This window comes from Curtobacterium citreum (genome assembly GCF_006715175.1).
Taxonomy (GTDB): domain Bacteria; phylum Actinomycetota; class Actinomycetes; order Actinomycetales; family Microbacteriaceae; genus Curtobacterium; species Curtobacterium citreum.
Window position 1 is genome coordinate 3005568 of record NZ_VFMQ01000001.1, and the last position, 22341, is coordinate 3027908.

The following is a 22341-nucleotide window of genomic DNA, read 5'->3' on the forward strand; positions in this document are numbered from 1 at the left end:
GCACGTGGCGGCGCCGCCACGTGCCTCCCGTCCGCCCTGTGGTCACGTCATCCGGTCTGCGCGACGCGGGCCGCCTCCGCGGCCCGGAGGACCTCGGCCGCGACGGCGACCCCCTCCTCGCGACCGAGCTCGGTGTCCTCGTGCTCGATGTTGACGAGCATGTCCGGGTCGACCGCGTGCAGGGCCTCGAGGAACGCCGTCCAGTACGCCGTCGGGTGCCCCTTGCCGAGCGCGACGAAGTCCCAGGCGGACGGTGTCGGCCACGCGTTCGCCCACTCGTCCCCGCCGAGGTTCGTCCGCGGCTCGTCCGGCGACAGCCGCCGGAACGAGTTGTCGAGCACGCCGTTCAGCGCGACGGCGGGGTTCACCCGGACGTCCTTGGCCGCGGCGTGCACGACGAGCGGTCCGAGCTCGCAGACCACGGCGACCGGGTCCATCTGCTGCCAGAACAGGTGTGACGCGTCGAGCTCGACCCCGACGTTCGTCAGGCCGCCGCGATCGACGAGCTCGCGGATCGTGGCGACGTTGAACACGAGGTTCTGGGGGTGGAGCTCGAGGGCGACGGTCACGCCGTGCTCCCGCGCCAGGGCGTCGATCTCCTGCCAGAACGGCACGGCCACGCTCCACTGGTGCTCGAGCACGTCGAGCGCCGCGGAGTTCCAGGCGTTCACGACCCAGTTCGGCCGGGTGCCGCCGGGCTCCCCCGCCGGCAGGCCGGACATCGTGACGACCCGGGTCTGGCCGAGTCGCGCCGCGAGTCGGATGCTGCGACGGACGTCCTCGGCGTGCGCGGGACCGATCACGGGGTCGGGGTGCAGCGGGTTGCCGTTGCAGTTCAGTCCGGCGATCTCGACGCCGGTGCCGTCGAACTGCGCGAGGAAGGCGTCCCGCGCACCGTCGTCGACCAGGATCGCGTCGACGTCCGGCACGTGCACCGGGGGCAGGAACCCGCCGGTGTTCAGCTCGATGCCGGTGAGGCCGTTCTCGGCGACCACCCGGAGCGCGTCGGCGAGCGGCCGGTCGTGCAGGATCGCGCCGTAGAGCCCGAGCTTCATGCGTGCACCGCCTGCCGGACGGTCTGCGCCGCCCCGTCGGCCGCCGCGGAGCGGACCACCGCGTCGAGGACCTCCATGTTGTGCACGCCGTCGTCGAACGTGGCGTTCGCCGGCAGGGCGTCGGCTGCTCCGACGACCTCGTCGAGGAACGCGCGCGCCTGGTACTCGAACATCTGGTTCTGGCCCCAGCCGACCCCGGGAGCGTCCATCGCCATGCCCCCGGCGACGTAGGGGTGGTCGGGTCCGAGGACGACCTGCCGGTACCCGCCGGTCCGCGGTCCGTCGGACTGCAGGGCGAGCCCGATCTCGGACGGCCGCTCCTGGTCCCAGCGCGCCGAGCCGCGCTCGCAGAGGACGTCGACGACCAGGCCGTTCGGGTGCCCGGTCGCGACGCGGGACACCTCGAAGGTCCCGACCGCGGCGCCGTCACCCAGGCGCGCGACGAACGTGGCGTGGTCGTCGTTCGTGACCGTCGCCGTCTCGCCCGTCGTCGCGGCCTGCTGCCCGCGGAGCACTTTCCCCGCTGCGACGGGCCGTTCGGTGATCGCGGTCGTGAAGGCGCCTCCGCTGACGCTCGCGACCGGGCCGGCGAGGAACTCGGCGACGTACGCCAGGTGCGAGCCGACGTCGGCGAGTGCCCCGGTGCCGGGGATCCCGGTGAAGCGCCACGAGGACGGCACGTCCGGCGAGGCGCCGTAGTCGGTCCAGTAGCGCCCGGCGACGTGCAGGACCCGGCCGAGCGTGCCGTCCTGCACGAGCTCGCGGATCGCGGCCAGCCCTGGGGCGCGTCGGTAGGTGAAGCCGACCCGGCCGAGCACGCCGGTCGCCACGGAGGCACGGGCGGCGTCCGCCATCGCGCGGGCGTCGTCGAGCGAGTCGGCCAGCGGCTTCTCGCACAGCACGTGCTTGCCCGCGGCGAGGAGCCCCTCGACGACCTCGCGGTGCAGGCGGTTCGCGACCACGACGCTCACGACGTCCACGTCGTCGGCCGCGGCGATCGCCCGCCAGTCGGTGTCGTGCCGCTCGTACCCGAAGCGCCGCGACGCGGCGGCGGCGAGCGGTTCGTCCACGTCGCCGACCGAGACGAGCCGCACAGGCGGCAGCGTCGGGGCGAAGAGGGAGGGGGCGTTCCGCCACGCCGCCATGTGGGCCTTGCCCGCCATGCCGGCGCCGATGACGGCGACCCCGATGCTGTCGACCATGCGTGCTCTCCTTCGAGACGAGGTGGCTCCAACCGATTCTGGAACGTTCCAGACTCGTTGGCGGTACTGTAGCCCGAGCAGTCCATGTCCTGTCAAGGAGCCGCGTGTCCCCTCGCCCGCCGACGATCATCGACGTCGCCACACGCGCCGGCGTCTCGAAGTCCCTCGTCTCGATGGTGATGCGCGACGACCCGGGTGTCTCCCCCGCCCGGCGGTCCGCCGTCCTCGCCGCCGCGGCGGACCTGGGCTACCGGCCGAACCGGGCGGCCGCGATCCTCGCCGGCACCCGCACCAGGACGATCGGCGTCGTCGTCGACGACTTCCGGAATCCCTGGTACGTCCCGATGCTCGACGGCATCCGCGCGGCCCTCGCCCCGCACGGCCTGCGGCTGACGCTGGCCGACACCCGCGCGAACGAACACCTCGGTTCGTCGCCGCTCGACGACCTGCTGTCCCTGCGCGTCGACGGGGTGGTGCTCGCCGCCGAGGGCTTCGCCGACGCCGTCGTCCCGGCGGACGTCCCGGTCGTGGTCGCGGGCGAACGGGCGACCGTCCCGTCCGGCCTGGACGTGGTCGCCTCCGACGAGGCCGCCGGCGGCCGGTCCGCGACCGCTCACCTGCTCGAGCTGGGTCACCGGCACATCGTCCACGTCACCGGCTCGGGAGGCCCGGCTGCCGCCCGCCGCGCCGCCGCCGTCGAGCGGATGGTCGCCGCCGGCGTCACCCCCGTGGTCGTCGGCGACGGCCCCACCGCCGAGGCCACGGGCTACGAGGGCACCCGTCGTGCGCTCGCGGAGCACCCGGACACGACGGCGGTGTTCGCCGCGAACGACGTCATGGCGATGGGCGCGATCGCGGCGGTCCGGGACGCCGGACTCCGGGTCCCCGAGGACGTGTCGGTCATCGGGCACGACGAGACCCCGCTGGCGGGATCGCCCCTGGTGCGCCTGACGACGGTGGACCCGCACAACGACGAGGTCGGACGACTGGCGGCCGAGCGGCTCGTCCGGCTGATCGGGGCACCGACGCCGGACGCGGCACCGCTGCGCCTGCTCGTGCCGCCGTCGCTCGTCGTCCGGTCGACCACGGCGCCACCGCGGCCCTGAGCCCTTGGTCAGTGCTGGCCCCGCCGATCAGTCCGGCAGGGGCTGCGTCCCGAGGGACCAGAGCGCGACGCCGTGCAGCCCGAGCTCCCGGGCGAGCGCGACCCGTGCCCGGTAGGACCGCGCGTCCGACCAGTGCAGCGCACGGCCGTTCGCGAGGGCTGCGGACCACTCCCCGGTCCGGTCCGACCACCGCGCCCGGTCCCCCGCGAGGGTCCGCGCGTAGGCGGGCGACACCTGCCCAGCGTCGCCCCCACCCCAGACGTACCCGTAGCCCGCGACCCCGAGGTCGATCCGGTCGGCCGGCAGCCCCTCGCGCTCGGCCGCGACGACCACCCGCTCCGCCCACGGCAGCGCCCCGATCGTGCCCGGGTCGCTCCACGGCCCGTGCTCGTCGTAGGTCATGAGGACGAACCGGTCGACGTGCCGGGCGAGGGCGCGGAGGTCGTACCCCGTGTCGCGGAACCCCGCAGCTGAAATCGAAGCCATCACGGCCATCGAGACCTCGGCGTCGGGGCCGAGTTCGTCGTGCACGGCGTCGACGAGGACCGCGGCGAACGCCACGAGGCCGTCGCGGTCCCGGGCACGCAGGGACTCCAGGTCGACCTGCACGCCGTCGGAGCCGGTGCGCGATGCAGCCCGGGCGAGCTGCCGTGCGACGCGCTCGCGGTTCCCGGCGTCACCGAGGAGCGCCGTGCCGACCTCGGGCGAGAAATCGCCGAGCGCCTCCGAGTAGTTGCTCACGAGGAGCTCCGACCGGGCACCACCGCGGTCGGCCGCGCGCGCGAGGTCCCGCACGCCGTCGGGCACCGACCGGAGCCCCGACCCGTCCTCGGTCAGCGTGACGCCGTCGACGCCGATCGTCGCCGCGTGCTCGGTGGCTGCGGTGACCCGGTCGACCATGCCGGACCCGGGTTCGGCGTAGGCCTCGACGGCCGGCGCGCTCGACCCGGGCGCGGTCGCGCACCCGGCGAGCACGACGCCCGACAGGACGAGGACGACCGCGACACCTGACCGACGGAGCACGCCGCTTACGGTAGCCGACGGCCGGACGCGGGGCGTGCCACCCGTCCGGTGGCGGCCGCAGGCGGGCGAGACGCCGCCAGGCGAGCGAGACGCCGCCCTGTTCGACACCGTGTCGCCACATCGGCGGCGTCTCGGCAGATCCGGGGCGTCTCGTGGGACGGGGCGCGAATGGCCGAGTCAGCGTCACGGCCCAGCCACGCAGCTCTCACGGGCATCCGATCGGCGGCAGGGCCTCGGTCGTGACTAAGCCACGGTCGAGACTCAAACCGTGGCTACGGGACTGCTGCAGGTTTGGTTGACTCCTGACAGGTAGGGGCACTGGTTCCTGCTGGAAGGATGTGCGCCATGGTGAAGGCGTATCCGGAAGAGTTCCGCCGTGATGTGATCGCGGTCGCTCGGAAGGGTGAGGCGTCGGTGCGGCAGGTCGCGAAGGACTTCGGAGTGTCCGAGTCCTGCCTGGCCCGCTGGCTGCGCCTCGCGGACCGCGACGACGGCATCAGCGCTGCAGCGGCTCCGTCGGGGAGAGCGGTCGAGCAGGCGGAGCTGCGGGACGCGCAGAAACGGATCCGGTTGCTCGAGCAGGAGAACGAGATCCTCCGCCGGGCGGCGGCGTACTTCGCCCAGTCGCAGCTCCCAAAATGATCTACCCGCTGGTCCTCGAACTCGCCGCAGACCGGATCCCGGTCGCGGTGGCCTGCCGGGTGCTGGGATTCTCGAAGCAGGCGTTCTATCGGTGGCGTGCGAGCCCCGTGTCGAACCGCGACTGGGACGACGCGCACCTGACCAACGCTGCGATTGACGCGCACCGGGATGACCCGACGTTCGGGTACCGGTTCATCGCCGACGACCTCCAAGCGGCCGGCCACCGGGTTTCGGAACGGCGGGTGTGGCGGTTGTGCTCCCAGCAGCGGCTCTGGTCATTGCACGCGAAGAAACGCGGCCTGCACCGCAAGGCGGGACCACCAGTGCACGACGACCGGGTCCGACGGGCGTTCACGGCACCGGATCTGGACCGGTTGTGGTTGACGGACATCACGGAGCATCGGACCGGTGAGGGCAAGCTCTACCTCTGCGCGATCAAGGACGCGTGCTCGCGGCGCATCGTCGGCTACTCGATCAGTGACCGGATGCGTTCCTCGCTCGCCGTCGCGGCCCTGCAGATGGCAGTGCAGCGCCGGAACCCGGCCGGGACGGTCGTGCACTCGGACCGCGGCAGCCAGTTTCGTTCCAAGCGCTTCGTCCGTGCGATCGAGGACGCCGGGCTGCTTGGGTCGATGGGGCGGGTCGGGGCGTGCGCGGACAACGCGGCGATGGAATCCTTTTTCGCGCTCCTGCAGAAGAACGTCCTCAACCGGACACGATGGGCCACCCGGGAAGAGCTCCGGCTCGCGATCATCACCTGGATCGAAGCGACCTACCACCGGAAACGACGGCAACGAGGTCTCGGCAAGTTGACCCCGATCGAGTACGAGACGATCATCAACCCACAGGTCGCACTCGCGGCCTAAACGAATGAGTCAACCGAACCTGCAGCAGTCCCCATCACCGTCTGAGCCGTCGACGGTAGCGAAGCTGTGCCGGTAGGCATACAAGGGGTGCAGCACTCGGGCGTACGCCGCGAAACCCGTACCGACGACGCCACCCGGCGTCGCCCACCCCCCAACACGAGCACGCAACCAGTCCCCACGGCGGGTGTCCGTAATGAGCGGCATGCCGTCACCGTACCGACCACAACCGGACACGCCCCGACCCCGGGAGGCAACGACCTGAGACTGCTTACGGTTCCAACTGCTCGTAACGGAGGTAGGTGTGGACCGTCTCCCGACTGACGCCGTACTCCCGCTCCGACATCGACTCCGGCACCCCAGCACCCGCACGGTCCAGGAGCAGGAGCAAGCTCAAACCGATTCAGCAGCGAGGTGCGCGGCTAGCTGTCTACGGGGAACAAAAGGGCGCCACGGTCTTCCGGTTGAACCGGAAGCCCGTGGCGCCCTCGTCGAAACGTCAGTTCTTTGACTGGTCGTCGTTCTTCGTGTCCCACTCGATTGTCAACTGGGAGTTGAGGACACCGGAGGCGGCAGCCCCGGCCGGAAGACCCTCGCTCTCATCAACGAGGACTCGTGTTGCCTGAGCCTGATAGGGAGGGTGAGGAGTCATTTCCCACTCCACCCCGACGGGTTCGCCGACGGCGAGGTAGCCGAAGGTTCGGCCTTCGATCGCGCTGAAGTGCACCCAGACGCCGCCGTCAACCTCATCGACGTCGACAACACCCCAACCTTCGTCGCCATCCCAGCTGCGGACGACCCCTGGCACTGGCATCGGAGATCCCTAGCAGGAGGTAGCCGACCCGCAGCGGTTGCCCGTTGCGGTGAACGATCCGTACACCTGAAGGGTCGCAGTACCGTTGCCCTTCACACGCCAGGTGTACACGCCCGAGTAGGCGATGTGCGTTCCGTCGGGCGAGCCGCTGTAGTTACCGTGGAACTGGTACGAGCAGTTCACCGTGTGTCCCGACTGAGCCTGCTGCGACTTCCCGTTCTTCGTCCAGTGCTGCGGGGCTTCGGTGACGAGGCCCGTAGCTGTCGCGCAGGCGGCTGGCGAGAGCTTGATGCCCCACGGGACGGTGTTCCCTCCGCACTGGTGCTGCACGGTGTAGCTGAGGTTTGCGTCCGAGAACTTGTAGAACTTGTTGCAGAGAAGCTTCGTCCCCTGTGGCCCGGCGACTGCGGGGCTTGCCGCTGCCCGACTCGCGACCTGCGCCGGCTGATCCGCGTTGACGTCATCGGCAGGAGTGACGTCTCGGACGGACTGCAAGGTCCCGGTCGAGGATGTCGTGCTGGATGTTCCGTCGCTGTTGGTGATCGTCAGCGTGCTTGAGAGAACAGGCTGATCAGTGTCAGCCGTGGTGGCGTCGGCATGCGCCGGCGCCGCAAGAGTGAGTGAAAGAAGGACGGCCCCCAGTGGCAATGCCCACAGTGCCGAGCGCTTCGATGTGATTCGCATGGTGCTCCCCTCGTACGGCCGAGTGCCGTGTGATCCCTTCTACCGCAGCTGCGACGCGGGTCGCGTCATCCCCTCGAATGATCGGGTAGCCACGCGGCTACCCAACGCACAGATGCGTCCGGCTTGCCACCACTGCGTCAGTTGACGGCTGCGCTCACTTCTGGCGAGGTCGTCTAGCGCGACCGAGGAGCAAGCAGAGTCCTCCAAGGAGTAGGCAAATCACGCCGGCAATCGCGAAGAGCCCAGCGCTAGCCAACCGTTCCTTCAGCAAGAATGCGAAGGCAGTGATGAAACCGCCGAACGCGAACACCATGAGGATCGTACCGGTGTCGCTGGCGGATGATCGCCACGATCGTCGCCCTTTGCGGCGGGTGAGGCCGAGGAAGTCGGCGGCGTTCCGGAGTCGCATCAGTTCACCGTTCGGCGATACATGAACCACTGCGTCCCAGAGAGCCACGGCGTGAGCACCAAGCCGCAAAGCACGGCATCAGTCCCCGTCGCTAATCGCGACGTCCGGTGGCCGCGGTCGGAGGCACTAGGAACTCCGTGCTCGTTCATCATCGACCTGGTCGCTTGAAGTGGAGAACGGGTCGCCTCGTTCACGGAGCGCGCGTTGCTCGTTCAGTGGGATTCAGGCACGGCGCGCACGTAAGTTGAATTTGCCACACCGCGTTCATTCGCGGGACCGTGCTGGCTACTTCTCCGGGATCATCGGATCGTGCGTTTGGGGAAACAAATGACGAGTGATGACGAGCATCAGGCCGACTACCTGCGCCACGCTACCCCCCGCCCAAGTGCTGAGAACCACGGGGCTTGCTTCCTTGCCGAAGTAGATCATGTAAGCCACGATCCCGAGGACGCTCACGGTAGCGAACGCGAGCACGATCCCGTACACAGTCCAGAACAGGACCGGCCTCCACTTCGTGTTTTGGCCAGCCTGGTTCGCGACCTCCTCGGCCTGCTTGTTCCGCGCCGCTTCGTAGTCGTCGACCGGTGTCGACGCCGTCTGCATGCGGACGATTGCCTCTTGCCAGTTCGGCTGAAGCCGGTAGGGAACGTCTCCGCTCAGATCTTCTGCTGGCTCTTCACCAAAGTTGAATGGAGGATCAACATCCGGCTCCGAATCGTTCTGAAGACCCAAGTTGTCGTCAATGCCCGCCATCGAGAAGTCCGAGAGCGCGGAGACGGCTGCGGACTGCCGGCTGCGAGACGACGAAGCGATCCGACAGCGACGCGACGCTGAGGCCCTCGTCCGCTGCAGCGATGAACTCGCGCGTCGGCATTAACAGATTAGCCGCGAAATGCTCTGCGAACCACTCGCGCGCGTCGTTGGGCTTGGCATTGCGATGGTCGACGAACGAATACTCACCGTCGTCTTGGCGCTCTCTCTCGAACCAGTGGCCGAGTTCGTGGGCGCACGTGAAGTTCTGCCGCAGTAGCGGCTCGTTTGCATTGATGACAATCTCGGCCGGTTCCCCAGCACGCTTGCTGATCCTCCCCGACTCGTCATCGTCGAGGTAGGCACGGTACACGCGCATGCCGAGCTTCATCGCGATACGTGCCGGGTCGACTGGGATCTGCCCGTCCCAGTGCTGCTGTAGGGCACGGAGGGCCGCGGACCGAGCTACGTCTTTGACAAGTGCCATGGTCAGACCTCCCTCCACACGTGCGTCGCAAAATCAAACGCTAGCAGCGGCTCGTCTGTTCCCTCCGCTACGGCGCGATCTGGATGCAGACCGAACGCAGGTCGCACCGCAGGCACAACCTCGATACCACTGACGGCACGGGAGCCGAGGTCGCATGGGCCAGAGTTGATGTCGCACGGAGCGCCGCGTGCTTCCGAAAGCCAGCTCTTCGATCCGCACCAACATTGAGATGCACGGCCTCGACCCATCAACATGGACGGGTCGAGACCGTTAACATCCCCGGTGCGGAGACGGAGGGATTTGAACCCTCGGTCCCCTAAGGGGGACTCCACCTTAGCAGGGTGGTGCACTCGGCCTGACTATGCGACGTCTCCACGCACTCTCGCGAGTGCTGCGACCACCATACAGGAGGACGAGCACCCCCACGAACGCGGCGCGAGACGGCGCGAACCTGCCGGTCCCCTGAAGTGGGGACACCAGGGGGTTGTCGGGACGTACCCCGGTCAATAGCATCATCGGGACGCGACGATCACATTCCGGGGTTCTCCCTCGCAGTCGCGACACAGCACCGGACGCCGTTCCCACTCGATCCGAGCCCGGCGCGCCCGATCGCGCGGCGCTCGGAGGGGAACGGACAGGGGGCGCGGACCAGGTCCGCGCCCCCGCTCTGGTTCTGCGACCCCTGCGACGCTGCGTCCGGCACCCCGGCGCCTGCTACCGGGCCGTTCGCGAGGCCGGTCAGGAGCCGAACGCGCGCGAGCAGGTCTGCTGATCGGCGGACTGCCCCTGCAGGCCGTCGATCGTGTCGGCCGACGACGGCACCGCGGGCGCTGATGATGCGGGCGGAGCCGACGCCGACGGAGCCGACGCGGACGGGGCCGGGGCCGACGGCGTGGACGGTGCCGCCGGGGCGGCGGGTGCCGCCGTCGCCGGCGCCTGCTCCGACCCGATGCCGGTGCTGTCCGCCCCGAGCGAGAACGACTGGTCCGCCTCGATCTTGGCGAACAGTTGGTCGGCGAGAGCGGTCGTCGGCTGGACCTTGCCCGCGTAGACACCGGTCCCGCCGGTGGTGCCCGGGTACTGCACGAAGTTCACCTGCGACAGCGGCAGGTCCTGGAGCGCCCGACCCATCTGCACCATCGTCCCGACGTCGTTCAGGCTCTGGGACAACTGCATGTTCGAGGCGGCGGCCCGCGCGAGCTTGTAGAGCGTCGGGGGCGAGGTCAGTGTGTCGTTCGACTGCACCGTCCGCAGCAACGAGGACAGGAACACCTGCTGGCTCGAGATCCGCCCGAGGTCGGAGCCGTCACCGACACCGTGCCGGGTCCGCAGGAAGGCCAGGGCCTGGTCCCCCTGCAACGTGTTCGTCCCGGCGGGCAGGTCGAGCCCGGTGTAGCGGTCGTGGATCGGCTGGGCGACGCACACCGGAACGCCGCCGATGGCGTTCGACATCTCGATGACGCCCTTGAACGACACGGCGGCGGAGTACTGGATCGGCAGACCGGTCAGGCCCTGCACGGTCTGGACGACGCAGTTCAGCCCCCCGTCACCCCACGCGGAGTTGATCGGCTGCGCCGCCATCGCGGGCGTCGATCCGCTGCCGTCCGGCTTCTGGCACGCCGGGATCGGCGTGACGAGGTCGCGCGGGATGCTGACCGCGGTCGCGTTCGAGTGGTCGGCCGAGACGTGCAGCAGGATGGTGACGTCGTTGAGCGTGGCGTCCCGTTCGCCGTAGTCGGTCCCCTGCGCTGGGTCGTTGTCCGTGCCGACGACGAGCACGTTGAAGCCGCCCTGGTACGAGCTCAGCTCGGTGTCGTGTGCCTTCGCTGCTGGCTGCCCCTGGATCGCGACGCCGTCACCGAAGTCGTCGGTGACCTGCTTCGCGGCGATGGCGGCGACCGACGCGGTGCTCACGAGGGCCACGGCAGCGACACCTGACAGGACCTTCGTGACCGACCGCAGCGGGTGGCGTCGGCCGAGGCGTCCGTGGCGTGCGATGCCGGTCGCTCGGTTCAGCCGGTGGGACCGGTCCCGGACGTCGTTCATCGTGCTCCCTGTCGTGCGCGGACATCACCGGCGAACCAGACTGCAACACCGATCCTGGCGATCCCGTGCGAAGCCCTCGTCGTCGGGCGACCGAGCGACGGGACCCCGTCACGCCGCCGAACGGAACCGCTCGGGGAGTGCGATGAGGTCGCGGGACAGGCCGACCAGCACCGCCGCACATTCGTCGACCTGGTCGCGTTCCGCCGCGGCGAGCGCCCGTTCGACCTGCCGCAGGCGCTCACGCCGCCCGACGACCGCGTCGATGCCGTTCGCTGCGGCGACGTCGTCCGTGAAGAACATGTCGAGCACGGCCCGCTGCGCGACCAGCCAGTCGGCACTGATGAGCGCCCCACGCCGTCGGAGGGTCCAGGACCCGAGCTCGACGAGTGCCCCGGCCTCGGTCGCACAGTCGTCGAGCCACTCCGGACGGAAGCGTTCGACCGTCGCGGGCGCCGCCACAGGGGGTTCCCCGACCAGGCTGCGCGTGATCCGGAGCCGCTCGACCATCTGCCCCACCGTCCACTGGGCGACCACCACGCCGATGTACCGCTGCACGCTGACGAGCCGCAGTGCCTCGAGCGGGACGAGGGCTTCGCGCACCGGGGTCCGCGACACCTGCATGTCGTTCGCGATGTCGTCGAGCCGGAGCCGCTGCCCGCGCCGGTAGACCCCGCGCAGGACGTTCTCGAGCAGCTTGAGGAAGACCGCGTCCCGGAGCAGACTGCGGCGGATGGCAGACGGGTCCGGGACACCGCCGGCGGAGGCCGATGCGCGTTCCATCCAGTCATGGTCAGCCACGGCGACCGCCGGGTTCGCCGGTCGCCGTGGAGCCGTGGATGGAGTCGGACGAGCACGCCGTGTGGAGGAGCATCCCACGAGGGTTGCAGCGCGACGATCGCCGCGCTAAACACTCCGGATACGAAATACTACTTCTTCGACGACTCCGTCAGGACGGACAGCGGTTGCGTGATGTCCTCGAGGCCCTTCCGCGCAGAGTCGACCCCGAAGATCAGTGCGACGACACCGCCGACGATCATCACCCCCGAACCGAGCAGGTAGCCCCAGAAGAGCGGGTCGCGCGACGACCCGTCACCGATGAACGCACCGTAGATCGTCGGCGCGATCGCACCGAAGATCTGGGCCAGGGCGAAGAAGTACGAGATCGCCTGCGACCGCAGCTCGAGCGGGAAGATCTCGCTGACGGTCAGGTAGGCACTCGACGCACCGGCCGACGCGAAAAAGAACGACACGCACCAGAACACGACCTGCACGGTGGCGCTGATCGCGTCCGCCCGGAACAGGAAGGCCGACGTCGCGAGCACCAGGCCCGACACCAGGTAGGTCAGGAAGATCATCTGCCGACGACCCCAGGTGTCGAAGAACCGGCCGAGGATGATCGGGCCGAGCAGGTTGCCGATCGCGAACGGGAAGAAGTAGATCGACGTCTGCGAGGTCTTCAGCCCGAAGAAGTTCGTGAGGACGAGCGCGTAGGTGAAGAAGATCGCGTTGTAGAGGAACGCCTGCGTGATCATCATCGTCGCCCCGACGAGCGTGCGGGTCGGGTACTGCCGGAGCAGCACGCGCGCGATCGTGAGGAACCCGACCTTGTCGAGCGGCGTGACCGTGAGCGCCTTCGAGTCGTCGACGTCGGGCAGGCGCTGACCGGTCGACTTCTCGACCGAGTCCTCGATCTCCGAGACCGTCCGTTCAGCCTCCTCCTCGCGGCCGTGCGTCATCAACCACCGCGGACTCTCCGGGATGTGCCGACGCAGGAAGATGATCGCGATGCCGAGCACCGGGCCGAGGAAGAAGCCGATCCGCCAGCCGATGTTCTCGGCGAAGATCGAGGTGTCGAGCAGGTAGATGTTCGCGAACGCACCGAGCGCCGCACCGCCCCAGTACGTGCCGTTGATGGCGATGTCGACGTGGCCGCGGTACTTCGACGGGATGAGCTCGTCGATCGCCGAGTTGATCGCCGCGTACTCGCCGCCGATGCCGAGCCCGGCGATGAACCGGAAGGCCGCGAGGAACCAGAAGTCCTGTGCGAGTCCCGCGATGCCGGAGCCGATCAGGTAGATCGCGAGCGTCAGGATGAAGAGCTTCCGCCGCCCGAGCCGGTCGGACATCCGGCCGAACACGAGCGCACCGATCACCTGTCCGAACAGGTAGATGGTGCCGAGGTACGTCACCTGCTGCGTGGAGAGGTGCAGGTCGGCCTGGAAGCCGGCGTTCGAGACGATCTGGATCTCGAGGCCGTCGAGGATCCAGGACACCCCCAACCCCACCACCACGCTCCAGTGGAACCGCGTCCACGGCAGCCGGTCCATCCTGGCGGGCACCAGGCTCTTGATCGCCCCGTTCGTCGTACTGCTCACGAGAGCGGACCGTACTCCGGAGATTCCAGGCTGGTTCCCAGTGGGAGTGCAGCTTTGCGTCCTCACAGAATCAGGGAGGTGCGGTGCTGCAGACGCGAGCCGTCACGTCCGACCAGCCCCGTGCCTCCCGTCGGTACGGTGGCGAGGTGCCGCTGCAGAACTCGACCGACCGCATCCTGACCACCCACACCGGGTCGCTGCCCCGGACGCCCGAGCTGACCGCGCTCCTGGTCGCCCGCGACCAGGGCGCCGCGTACGACGAGCGGGCGCTCCGCGAGGAGACCGCCGCCGTCCTGGCCCGGACCGTCGACGCCCAGCTCGACGTCGGCCTGGACGTCGTCAACGACGGCGAGGTGCCGCGCGTCGGCTTCTCCACCTACATCCGCGAGCGCCTGTCCGGCTTCGGTGGGACGGGGCACCGCAAGCCGACGCTCGACTCGGTCAAGTTCCCGGAGTACGCGGCGTTCCAGGCCCGCCAGATCGACGAGGGCGCGACGTTCGCGCGGGTCTGGGACACTCCGGTCGCGCAGGGGTTCCTGGAGTACGACCCGGAGCGCGCCGGCATCCGGGAGGACCTGGACGGCTTCGCCCGCGAACTCGACCGCAACGCCGCGGCCGGCCGCACGCCAGCCGGCACCTTCCTGTCCGCGGCGACCCCCGGCATCGTCGCGACGACGCTCCTGCTCGACGAGCAGAACCCGCACTACCGGGACCACCGCGAGTACGTCTTCGCGCTCGCCGAGCAGCTCCGCGTCGAGTACGAGGAGATCGCCGCGCGCGGGCACGTCCTGCAGCTCGACGCGCCGGACCTGGCGATGGAGCGGGTGATCCACTTCGGCGACGCGTCGCTCGACGAGTTCCTGGCCGCCGTGGACCTGCACGTCGACGCGCTCAACCACGCGCTCCGCAACATCCCGAAGGAGCAGACCCGACTGCACGTCTGCTACGGCAACTGGCAGGGGCCGCACCAGGACGACGTCCCCGTGGACGTGCTGCTCCCGCACCTGTACCGGGCCGAGGTCGGGGCGTTCAGCATCCCGTTCGGCAACCCGCGGCACGCGCACGAGTTCCCGGCGTTCCGTGACCTGCCGCTGCCCGAGGACGCGGTGCTCGTCCCCGGCGTGATCGACGTCACGACGAACTACCTCGAGCACCCGCAGCTCGTCGCCAACCGGATCGTCGAGGCCGCCGAGGCCGTCGGCGACCCCACGCGCGTCGTCGCCGGGACGGACTGCGGGCTCGCGACGTTCGCGAGCTACGAGTTCGTGGCGTCGGACGTGGCGTGGGCGAAGCTCCGCGCGCTCGTCGAGGGCGCCGAGATCGCGTCGCGCCGCCTGTTCGGCTGACGGCGGGCGAGGCGGCGCACGCCCCGTACGTGGGGACGGGACGGCCGGGAGGATCGCGGCCGGGTCCGCCACGCGGCCACCGTCGACACTGTCGGTGCGCGGGCGTAGCGTCAGACACGTGACCCGACCCACCATGAGAACGGTCGGCGAGCTCCGCGCTGCTGGGCACGTCCAGAAGTCGGTCCGCGCCGAGATCCGCGACAACCTCCTCCAGGCCCTCCGCGAGGGCCGCGACCCGTGGCCCGGCCTGCACGGCTTCGCCACCACCGTCGTCCCGCAGCTCGAACGCGCCCTCATCGCCGGGCACGACGTCGTGCTGCTCGGCGAGCGCGGGCAGGGCAAGACCCGCCTGCTGCGCACCCTGCAGGGCCTGCTCGACGAGTGGACCCCCGTGATCGCCGGCTCCGAGCTCGGCGAGCACCCGTTCGAGCCGATCACGACGGCGAGCATCCGCCGCGCCGCCGACCTCGGGGACGCGATGCCGATCGAGTGGCGGCACCGCGACGAGCGCTACGTCGAGAAGCTCGCGACACCGGACACGAGCGTCGCGGACCTGATCGGCGACGTCGACCCGATGAAGGTGGCCGAGGGACGCAGCCTCGGCGACCCCGAGACGATCCACTTCGGCCTGATCCCCCGGGGGCACCGCGGCATCGTCGCGATCAACGAGCTCCCGGACCTCGCCGAGCGCATCCAGGTCGCGATGCTCAACGTGATGGAGGAACGCGACGTCCAGATCCGCGGCTACGTGCTGCGCCTGCCGCTCGACGTGCTCGTCGTCGCGAGCGCGAACCCCGAGGACTACACGAACCGCGGCCGGATCATCACGCCGCTCAAGGACCGCTTCGGCGCCGAGATCCGCACGCACTACCCGATCGAGCTCGACGACGAGATCGCCGTCATCCGGCAAGAGGCGCACCTGACCGCCGACGTGCCGGACGCCCTGGTCGAGATCCTCGCGCGCTTCACCCGGGCGCTCCGACAGTCCAGCGCGGTCGACCAGCGCAGCGGCGTGAGCGCCCGCTTCGCGATCGCCGGCGCCGAGACGATCTCGGCCGCGGCCGTCCACCGCGCGGCCCGCCAGGGCGAGGAGCACGCCGTGGCGCGGCCGATCGACCTCGAGACCGCGGTCGACGTGCTCGGCGGCAAGATCGAGTTCGAGAACGGAGAAGAGGACCGGGCGGACGAGGTCCTCGAGCACCTGCTCCGGACCGCGACCGCCGAGACCGTCCGGGCACGCTTCCGGGGCATCGACTTCGACGTCCTCATCGAGGCGCTCGACGGCGGGACGATGGTCACCACCGGCGAGCAGGTCAGCGCCCGGGCGTTCCTCGAGGGCCTGCCGTCTATCGGCGAGTCCGACCTGTACGACCAGGTGTGCGAGCGACTCGGTGCCACGGACGACGGCGAACGGGCCGGCGCGATCGAACTGGCGCTCGAAGGGCTCTTCCTCGCCCGCCGCATCAGCAAGGAGTCCGGGGGCGGCGAGGCCGTCTATGGCTAGGCAGAACCGCCGCCTGTCCCGCGACGCCCGCTACGGGAAGTACGAGGGCGGACCCGATCCGCTCGCGCCGCCGGTCGACCTGTCCGAGGCGCTCGACGCCATCGGTGAGGACGTCATGGGCGGCACCTCGCCCGAGCGTGCCATCCGCGAGTTCCTCCGGCGCGGCGGCGAGACGCAACGGGGCCTCGACGACCTGATGCGCCGGGTCGCCGAGCGTCGCCGGGAGCTGACCAGCCGGAACAACCTCGACGGGACCCTGCAGCAGGTGCGGCAGCTCCTCGACGACGCCGTGCTGGCCGAGCGGGGCGAACTCGCCCGCAACGTCGACCTCGACGACGGCGACCGGGCCCTGGCCGAGTTGCAGCTCGACAGCCTGCCGCCGTCGCCCGCTGCCGCCGTGCAGGAACTGAACGGCTACGACTGGACGAGCCCGCAGGCACGCCAGAAGTACGAGCAGATCAAGGACCTGCTCGGGCGCGAGGTGCTCGACCAGCGGTTCGCCGGGATGAAGCAGGCGCTCGAGGACGCGACCGACGAGGACCGTGCCGCGGTCTCCGAGATGATGCGCGACCTCAACCAGCTGCTCGAGGACCACCGCGCGGGGACGGACACCCCGGAGCAGTTCGACGCGTTCATGGCGCAGCACGGGCAGTACTTCCCGTCGAACCCGGCGAACGTCGAGGAGCTCCTCGACGACCTGGCCGCCCGGGCCGCCGCCGCGCAGCGCATGCGCAACTCGATGACCCAGGAGCAGCGGGACGAGCTCGACGCCCTGGCGCAGCAGGCGTTCGGCTCCCCCGACCTGATGAGCCAGCTCGGCCAGCTCGACGACACCCTCCGATCCCTCCGCCCCGGCGAGGACTGGGGCGGCGCCGAGCGGATGGACGGCGAGCAGGGCCTCGGGCTCGGCGACGGCACCGGCGTGTTCCAGGACATCGCCGACCTCGACGCCCTGGCCGACCAACTCGCGCAGTCCGGGCCCGGTTCGGACCTCGCCGACCTCGACCTCGACGCCCTGCAGCGCCAGCTCGGCGAGCAGGCCGGCGTCGACGCGCGGACCCTGCAGCGGCTCGAGCAGGCCCTGCGGAACTCCGGTGCCGTGCAGCGCGGCGCGGACGGGCAGCTCCGGCTGACCCCGAAGGCCATGCGGCAGCTCGGCAAGAGCCTGCTCAAGGACGTCGCCGAGCGGATGTCCGGACGCCAGGGCGCGCGGGACCTCCGCCGCTCGGGGGCGTTCGGCGAGCCCTCGGGTGCGACGCGCCCCTGGGCCTTCGGCGACACGGAGCCGTGGGACCTCCCCCGGTCGATCACGAACGCCCTCGTGCGCACCGCGGCCGATGGTCGCGACGGAGCCGGCGTGCGGCTGACGATCGACGACGTCGAGGTGCAGGAGACCGAGGCGCGGACGCAGGCGTGCGTGGCGCTCCTCGTCGACACGTCGTTCTCGATGGCGATGGAGGACCGCTGGGTCCCGATGAAGCGCACCGCCCTCGCGCTGCACACCCTCGTCAGCATCCGGTTCCGCGAGGACGACCTGCAGCTCATCGCGTTCGGCCGCGAAGCCGAGGTGATGGACATCGAGCAGCTCGTCGGGCTCGACGCCCAGTGGGACAAGGGCACGAACCTGCACCACGCGCTGCTGTTGGCGAACCGGCACTTCCGGAAGCACCCGACGGCGCAGCCCGTGCTGCTCATCGTCACGGACGGCGAGCCGACGTCGCACCTCGAGCCGAACGGGCAGGTGTGGTTCGGCTACCCGCCCGACCCGGTGACGATCGCGCTCTCCGTCCGGGAGCTCGAGAACGCCGGACGCCTCGGCGCGCAGACGACGTTCTTCCGGCTCGGCGACGACCCGGGGCTCGCGCGCTTCATCGACGCGATGGCCCGACGCGTGGACGGGTCCGTGGTCGCGCCGGAGAACGACGACCTCGGGGTCGCGGTCGTCGGCTCGTACCTCGGTGCACGACAGGGTGGCACGCCGCTGTTCGGCGGCTGGGGTCGCGACGAGTGGGGCGGCTGACCGGGACCCCGGTCCGTCGGACCACGGCCGACCCTGACCCACGATCCGTCGGGCCTCGGCTGATGAGGTCCGGTCAGAACAGCGGCCAGGGCACCGCCGATCCGTGCCCCGGCGGCGGCGGGAACATCCCGACGGCGCGGAGCGCCGCGCACCGGGCCCGGGTGTTGTCGATCTCGGCCGGCGTCAGGTGCTCGGCGAGCGCCGCCCCGAGGTCCCCTCGGAGTGCCTCGGCCACCCGGTCGAGTCCCTCGAGCTCGTCCGGGTCGAGCGGTTCCCCGATCCACCCCCAGAGCACGGTGCGGAGCTTGTGCTCGACGTGGAAGGTCAGGCCGTGGTCGACGCCGTACCGGTGCCCGTCCGGCATCGCGAGCACGTGCCCGCCCTTGCGGTCGGCGTTGTTCACGACGACGTCGAACACCGCCATCCGCCGGAGGGCCGCGGTGTCCTCGTGCACGAGGGTCACCGGGCGGTCGCGCTCGTCGATCGCCTCGAGCACGGGGAGCCACGGCGACCCCTCGGCGTCGGCCTCTGCGGTCGGGACGAGGTCGACGGCGTCCTGCTCGGGGTCGACGTCCTGCCACCGCTGCACCATGCCGGGGCCGAACGGCCCGTCGTCCACGAGCCAGGTGGGCGGCACGACGTCCCAGCCGAACGCCTGGGACACGAGGTGCGCCGCGACCTCGCGCCCGGCGAGGGTGCCGTCCGGGAAGTCCCAGAGGGGGCGTTCGCCCTGCACGGGCTTGTAGACGACGGACTGCCCGTCGAGCTCGGCGAGGAACGTGGCGTTCGAGGCCTCGCGGATGCGCGCTCGGATCGCGAACGAGCCGTCGGCGGGGCGCGGACCGTCCGGAATGGGCGAGCCGTCGCTCATGCGTCGCCGGGCCGGCGTCCGGCGGCGACGACCTCGCGCGTGCGCTCGACGAAGGCGCGTGCGCTGCCGACGGGGATCTTGACCTGGAAGACCTCGGCGGGCTCGGGGATCTCGACGACGGCGTCGACCTCGTCGCCGTCCTCGTCCGTCTCGGTGACGATCTCGAGCTCCTCGTCGATCGGGTACGCCTCGATCACCACCTGCGCCGTCGCGGGGTCGAAGCCCAGGCTGAGCGCACCGGCGCGGAACTCGGGCTCGACGGGTTGGTCGAGCGGAGCCGCGTCGCGGAGTTCGGTCGGCGCGGACGCGGGGACGCTGAAGCGGTTGTCGTCGACGGTCGCGACCTCGTCCAGGAGTTCGGAGACCTTCTCGGCGAGGACCGCGGACTGCTCCTTCTCGAGCGCGACGCTGGTGACCCGGCGGCCGTCGCGTGCCTGCAGGTAGAAGGCGCGCTCGCCCGGGCGGCCGACCGTCCCGACGACGAGACGTTCCGGCCAGTCGAAGCCGTGCACGATGGTGGGCATGCCCCGATTGTAGGAGGGCCCGCCGACGCCCGTTCAGGCTCCGGCGGTCCCCGGACGGTCGTGGCCCGCTCCCCCGCCGACGGCTGCGTCACCGGAGGGCGCCGGGGCCGCGGCGAGCCACGACAGGTCCCCCGAGTCGGTGTTCGTCGCGACGACCTCGGGACGGTGCTCGCCGTAGCGCACGACGGACACCGACGCCGGTCCGACCGCGATGCGCTGGAACAGGTCGAGGTGCATGCCGAGGGCGTCGGCGAGGACGGACTTCACGATGTCGCCGTGGCTCACCGCGACCCAGACGGCGGTCGGGCCGTGCGCCGCCTCGACCTCGGCGTCGATGCGCCGGATCGCCGCGACCGCGCGGGACTGCATGGTCTGCATGGACTCCCCGCCGGGGAACACGACCGCGCTCGGGTTCGCCTGCACGGTGCGCCACAGCGGTTCCTTCGCCAGGTCGGCGAGCTTCCGCCCCTGCCACAGCCCGTAGTCCGCCTCGGTGATGGCGCGCTCGACGCGGACGTCCGGGCTGCTCTGCTGCTGGGCGAGGACCGCACGGGCGGTCTGCCGGCACCGTTCGAGCGGGCTCGTGACGAGGGCGGCGAGTGGGATGGGCGCGATGCGGGCGGCGGCACGGTCGGCCTGCTCGCGGCCGACGCGGTCGAGCGCGACCCCGGCGGTCCGGCCGGCGAGCACGCCGGTCGCGTTCGCCGTGGTGCGCCCGTGCCGGAGGAGGAGGACGGTCGCCATGCGCTCGATCCTAGGCCGCGACCGACGCCGCCCCCGCGGCCGACCCCGCGACCCGCCCGTCCACCACGGTCACCAGCGCGTCGAGCGCCCCACGGTGCACCAGGTCGTGCGTGACGAGCAGCGTCGCCGTCCCCCGCTCGTGCGTCAGCCGTGCGATGAGGTCCATCACGGCCCCGCCCCGCTCCTGGTCGAGCGCGCTGGTCGGTTCATCGACCAGCAGGACCGCGGGGTCGTGCACGAGCGCCCGGGCGATCGCGACGCGCTGCCGCTGTCCGCCGGACAACTGCGCGGGCCGCTTGTCCGCGTGCCCGCCGAGCCCCACGGCGTCGAGCAGGCCGTCCGTGCGCTCCCGGGTGACCCGTCGGCCGCGCGCGCCGCCGAGGTGCCCCATCACGAGCAGCTGCTCCCGTGCGGTCAGCGACGGCAGCAGGTTCGACTGCTGGAACACGATGCCGATGCGCTCCCGGCGGAAGGCGGTGGCCGCGTCCCGCGGGAGTACCGCGACGTCGACCGCGTCGACCCCGCTCCCGACGAGCACCCGCCCGGCGTCCGGCCGGATCAGGGTCGCCGCGACCGCGAGCAGCGAGGACTTCCCGGAGCCGGACGGCCCGGTGACGCCGGTCACCGTCCCGGCCGGCGCGGTCAGGGTCACGTGGTCGACCGCGGTGACACGGCGGTCGCCGTCGGGGAAGGTCAGGGTGACGTCGTCGAGGGTGATCATCGGTTGCTCCCGAGTGCGGTGAGGGGGTCGGCTGCGGTGACGGTACGGAGGGCGATCGCGGCGCCCGCGAGCCCGAGCAGGGCCATCGCGACGCCGGGCACCAGGGTGGTGAGCGGGCTGAGGAGGAACGGGAGCGTGCCGCCGGCGACCGCCCCGAGCACCGCGACGAGGGCGGTGCCCGTGCCGATCCCGAGGACGAGCACGACGAGCGCCTGCCCGAGGGCGTCCCGGACGAGCGACGCCGTGCTCGCACCGAGGGCCTTGAGCACCGCGACGTCGCCGGCGCGCTGCATGGTCCAGACGGTGAAGAACGCGCCGACGACCAGGGCGGAGACCCCGAACAGCATCGCGATCATGAGCGCGAGCGAGCCGACCTCGGACCGGAACGTCTCGAGTGCCGTCAGCGACCCGAGCGGCGTCGCGGCCGAGGTGTGCGTGGCCGCGGCGACGGCGTCCCAGTCCGGCGACCCGCTGACGGCCAGGAGCGTCGGTGCCCCGCTGCCCCCGAGCCGACGGTCGGCCGCGGCCCACGCGTCGGGCGTCATCGCGACGACCGGGGTGTGGCTGTACCAGGCGTCCCCGCCGACCGACGCGACGCGGTACGCCGTACCGGTGATGCTGATGCGGTCCCCGACCCACACGCCGAGTTCGGCGGCTGCGGCGGCCGACAGGCCGACGGCGTCGTCCCGGTCCGGCGCGAGCGCCGCGACGACGCCGTCGCCGCCGTGCGGCAGCCCGAACAGCGCCACCCCGACCGCAGCGGCGGAGGAACCACCGGTCGTCCCGCCGGCGCCGGTGGCGGCCCGCCCCTGCACGATGCCCACCGGGACCACCCGGTCGACGCCGGCCGACGTCTGCCAACCGGCCCGTGCCTCCCGTCCGATCTCGGACTCGCCGAACGACGGCTGCCCGTCGGACGGCTGCTGCAGCACGAGTCGGTCGCCGGGCAGGCCGAGCACGGCGGAGACGTTCTGCGACGCCAACCCGCCGGTCAGTCCGGCGAGGAACCCCACGAGCAGGGTGATGAGGGCCACGACGGAGCCGATGAGCACGAAGCGTCCGCGGGCGAACCGGAGATCGCGCCAGGCGACGAACACGGTCGTTCCTTCCCGGTCGTGGACCCTCCACGACCTCCGTCCCAGCGTCGCGTCCGTG

The 22341-nt window shown here is 71.0% G+C and carries 20 protein-coding genes and 1 tRNA gene; 5 read left to right on the forward strand and 16 right to left on the reverse strand.

The window, feature by feature from the left end; all coding sequences use genetic code 11:
* Positions 1 to 47 precede the first annotated feature (47 nt).
* Together FB462_RS14150 and FB462_RS14155 are read right to left on the reverse strand one after the other, a co-directional pair.
* The gene (locus FB462_RS14150) at positions 48 to 1055 is read right to left on the reverse strand and encodes a sugar phosphate isomerase/epimerase family protein (RefSeq protein ID WP_114850484.1); all 1008 of its coding nucleotides are present in this window, start codon (positions 1053 to 1055) and stop codon (positions 48 to 50) included.
* Complete coding sequence (locus FB462_RS14155) at positions 1052 to 2257, reverse strand: Gfo/Idh/MocA family protein (RefSeq protein WP_141862534.1); 1206 nt, start codon at positions 2255 to 2257, stop codon at positions 1052 to 1054. Before FB462_RS14155 ends, FB462_RS14150 begins: the two co-directional genes overlap by 4 nt.
* 104 nt (positions 2258 to 2361) lie before the next feature.
* Between FB462_RS14155 and FB462_RS14160 the strand changes: the two genes are divergently transcribed.
* Entirely contained in the window at positions 2362 to 3363 is a 1002-nt protein-coding gene (locus FB462_RS14160; protein WP_141862536.1) for a LacI family DNA-binding transcriptional regulator, read from the forward strand.
* A 27-nt stretch (positions 3364 to 3390) separates the two neighbouring features.
* Here FB462_RS14160 and FB462_RS14165 read toward each other — a convergent pair whose 3' ends face one another.
* The gene (locus FB462_RS14165; RefSeq protein ID WP_114850487.1) at positions 3391 to 4386 is read right to left on the reverse strand and encodes a glycosyl hydrolase family 18 protein; all 996 of its coding nucleotides are present in this window, start codon (positions 4384 to 4386) and stop codon (positions 3391 to 3393) included.
* Between the two features lie 345 nt (positions 4387 to 4731).
* On the opposite strand from FB462_RS14165, the gene FB462_RS14170 reads away from it, so the two are divergent.
* Positions 4732 to 5894, forward strand: a protein-coding gene (locus tag FB462_RS14170; RefSeq protein WP_114850488.1) for an IS3 family transposase whose coding sequence is annotated in 2 segments (ribosomal slippage) — positions 4732 to 5011 and positions 5011 to 5894 — 1164 coding nt in all. Because the reading frame shifts where the segments join, the coding sequence is not laid out codon by codon here.
* A 496-nt stretch (positions 5895 to 6390) separates the two neighbouring features.
* Here the strand turns inward: FB462_RS14170 and FB462_RS14175 are convergent.
* The 8 genes from FB462_RS14175 to FB462_RS14210 all read right to left on the reverse strand — a co-directional run bounded on the left by FB462_RS14175 (position 6391) and on the right by FB462_RS14210 (position 13456).
* Positions 6391 to 6705: a cold-shock protein gene (locus tag FB462_RS14175; RefSeq protein WP_114850489.1), complete on the reverse strand. Its 315-nt coding sequence runs from the start codon at positions 6703 to 6705 to the stop codon at positions 6391 to 6393.
* A 9-nt stretch (positions 6706 to 6714) separates the two neighbouring features.
* Positions 6715 to 7389 (reverse strand): hypothetical protein, encoded by a 675-nt coding sequence (locus FB462_RS14180; protein ID WP_141862538.1) that lies wholly within the window; start codon positions 7387 to 7389, stop codon positions 6715 to 6717.
* Positions 7390 to 8083: 694 nt separating this feature from the next.
* On the reverse strand, positions 8084 to 8551 hold the full coding sequence (locus FB462_RS14185) for a hypothetical protein (RefSeq protein WP_141862540.1): 468 nt from the start codon (positions 8549 to 8551) through the stop codon (positions 8084 to 8086).
* Positions 8538 to 8939 carry an ImmA/IrrE family metallo-endopeptidase gene (locus tag FB462_RS14190; RefSeq protein WP_167510123.1) on the reverse strand — a complete coding sequence of 134 codons (402 nt, stop codon included), beginning with the start codon at positions 8937 to 8939 and terminating at the stop codon, positions 8538 to 8540. Before FB462_RS14190 ends, FB462_RS14185 begins: the two co-directional genes overlap by 14 nt.
* A 381-nt stretch (positions 8940 to 9320) precedes the next feature.
* A tRNA-Ser gene (locus tag FB462_RS14195) sits at positions 9321 to 9409 on the reverse strand.
* 364 nt (positions 9410 to 9773) lie between these two features.
* Entirely contained in the window at positions 9774 to 11081 is a 1308-nt protein-coding gene (locus FB462_RS14200; protein WP_114850492.1) for an LCP family protein, read from the reverse strand.
* Positions 11082 to 11189: 108 nt separating this feature from the next.
* A complete protein-coding gene (locus FB462_RS14205) occupies positions 11190 to 11861 on the reverse strand; it encodes a GntR family transcriptional regulator (RefSeq protein ID WP_114850493.1) in 672 nt (223 codons plus the stop codon).
* Between the two features lie 146 nt (positions 11862 to 12007).
* Positions 12008 to 13456, reverse strand: coding sequence for an MFS transporter (locus FB462_RS14210; RefSeq protein WP_306669558.1), 1449 nt, complete (start codon positions 13454 to 13456; stop codon positions 12008 to 12010).
* 83 nt (positions 13457 to 13539) lie between these two features.
* Between FB462_RS14210 and FB462_RS14215 the strand changes: the two genes are divergently transcribed.
* The 3 genes from FB462_RS14215 (at position 13540) to FB462_RS14225 (ending at position 18326) form a co-directional block, all read left to right on the forward strand.
* Entirely contained in the window at positions 13540 to 14802 is a 1263-nt protein-coding gene (locus FB462_RS14215; RefSeq protein WP_229666950.1) for a cobalamin-independent methionine synthase II family protein, read from the forward strand.
* Positions 14803 to 14935: 133 nt separating this feature from the next.
* Positions 14936 to 16306, forward strand: coding sequence for a MoxR family ATPase (locus FB462_RS14220; RefSeq protein ID WP_114850494.1), 1371 nt, complete (start codon positions 14936 to 14938; stop codon positions 16304 to 16306).
* The gene (locus FB462_RS14225; protein ID WP_141862542.1) at positions 16299 to 18326 is read left to right on the forward strand and encodes a vWA domain-containing protein; all 2028 of its coding nucleotides are present in this window, start codon (positions 16299 to 16301) and stop codon (positions 18324 to 18326) included. Before FB462_RS14220 ends, FB462_RS14225 begins: the two co-directional genes overlap by 8 nt.
* Positions 18327 to 18399: 73 nt before the next feature.
* Here FB462_RS14225 and FB462_RS14230 read toward each other — a convergent pair whose 3' ends face one another.
* Genes FB462_RS14230 through FB462_RS14250 form a run of 5 tightly spaced genes read right to left on the reverse strand, consistent with a single transcriptional unit; the run spans position 18400 to position 22283 of the window.
* Positions 18400 to 19197 carry an SCO1664 family protein gene (locus FB462_RS14230; protein ID WP_141862544.1) on the reverse strand — a complete coding sequence of 266 codons (798 nt, stop codon included), beginning with the start codon at positions 19195 to 19197 and terminating at the stop codon, positions 18400 to 18402.
* Positions 19194 to 19721: a DUF3090 domain-containing protein gene (locus FB462_RS14235; RefSeq protein WP_141862546.1), complete on the reverse strand. Its 528-nt coding sequence runs from the start codon at positions 19719 to 19721 to the stop codon at positions 19194 to 19196. The genes FB462_RS14230 and FB462_RS14235 overlap by 4 nt, the downstream gene beginning before the upstream one ends.
* 33 nt (positions 19722 to 19754) lie before the next feature.
* Positions 19755 to 20465 (reverse strand): MSMEG_4193 family putative phosphomutase, encoded by a 711-nt coding sequence (locus FB462_RS14240; RefSeq protein WP_141862548.1) that lies wholly within the window; start codon positions 20463 to 20465, stop codon positions 19755 to 19757.
* Positions 20466 to 20475: 10 nt separating this feature from the next.
* On the reverse strand, positions 20476 to 21186 hold the full coding sequence (locus FB462_RS14245; protein ID WP_141862550.1) for an ABC transporter ATP-binding protein: 711 nt from the start codon (positions 21184 to 21186) through the stop codon (positions 20476 to 20478).
* Positions 21183 to 22283 carry an ABC transporter permease gene (locus tag FB462_RS14250; protein ID WP_141862552.1) on the reverse strand — a complete coding sequence of 367 codons (1101 nt, stop codon included), beginning with the start codon at positions 22281 to 22283 and terminating at the stop codon, positions 21183 to 21185. The genes FB462_RS14245 and FB462_RS14250 overlap by 4 nt, the downstream gene beginning before the upstream one ends.
* Positions 22284 to 22341: the final 58 nt, after the last annotated feature.

Excerpts from the sequence above, each read along its gene's own strand:
- FB462_RS14150 (WP_114850484.1), bottom strand. The coding sequence starts at position 1,055 with ATGAAGCTCGGGCTCTACGGCGCGATCCTGCACGACCGGCCGCTCGCC.
- FB462_RS14155 (WP_141862534.1), bottom strand. The coding sequence starts at position 2,257 with ATGGTCGACAGCATCGGGGTCGCCGTCATCGGCGCCGGCATGGCGGGC.
- FB462_RS14175 (WP_114850489.1), bottom strand. The coding sequence starts at position 6,705 with ATGCCAGTGCCAGGGGTCGTCCGCAGCTGGGATGGCGACGAAGGTTGG.
- FB462_RS14180 (WP_141862538.1), bottom strand. The coding sequence starts at position 7,389 with ATGCGAATCACATCGAAGCGCTCGGCACTGTGGGCATTGCCACTGGGG.
- FB462_RS14185 (WP_141862540.1), bottom strand. The coding sequence starts at position 8,551 with ATGGCGGGCATTGACGACAACTTGGGTCTTCAGAACGATTCGGAGCCG.
- FB462_RS14190 (WP_167510123.1), bottom strand. The coding sequence starts at position 8,939 with ATGAAGCTCGGCATGCGCGTGTACCGTGCCTACCTCGACGATGACGAG.
- FB462_RS14200 (WP_114850492.1), bottom strand. The coding sequence starts at position 11,081 with ATGAACGACGTCCGGGACCGGTCCCACCGGCTGAACCGAGCGACCGGC.
- FB462_RS14205 (WP_114850493.1), bottom strand. The coding sequence starts at position 11,861 with ATGGAACGCGCATCGGCCTCCGCCGGCGGTGTCCCGGACCCGTCTGCC.
- FB462_RS14220 (WP_114850494.1), top strand. The coding sequence starts at position 14,936 with ATGAGAACGGTCGGCGAGCTCCGCGCTGCTGGGCACGTCCAGAAGTCG.
- FB462_RS14225 (WP_141862542.1), top strand. The coding sequence starts at position 16,299 with ATGGCTAGGCAGAACCGCCGCCTGTCCCGCGACGCCCGCTACGGGAAG.
- FB462_RS14230 (WP_141862544.1), bottom strand. The coding sequence starts at position 19,197 with ATGAGCGACGGCTCGCCCATTCCGGACGGTCCGCGCCCCGCCGACGGC.
- FB462_RS14235 (WP_141862546.1), bottom strand. The coding sequence starts at position 19,721 with ATGCCCACCATCGTGCACGGCTTCGACTGGCCGGAACGTCTCGTCGTC.
- FB462_RS14240 (WP_141862548.1), bottom strand. The coding sequence starts at position 20,465 with ATGGCGACCGTCCTCCTCCTCCGGCACGGGCGCACCACGGCGAACGCG.
- FB462_RS14245 (WP_141862550.1), bottom strand. The coding sequence starts at position 21,186 with ATGATCACCCTCGACGACGTCACCCTGACCTTCCCCGACGGCGACCGC.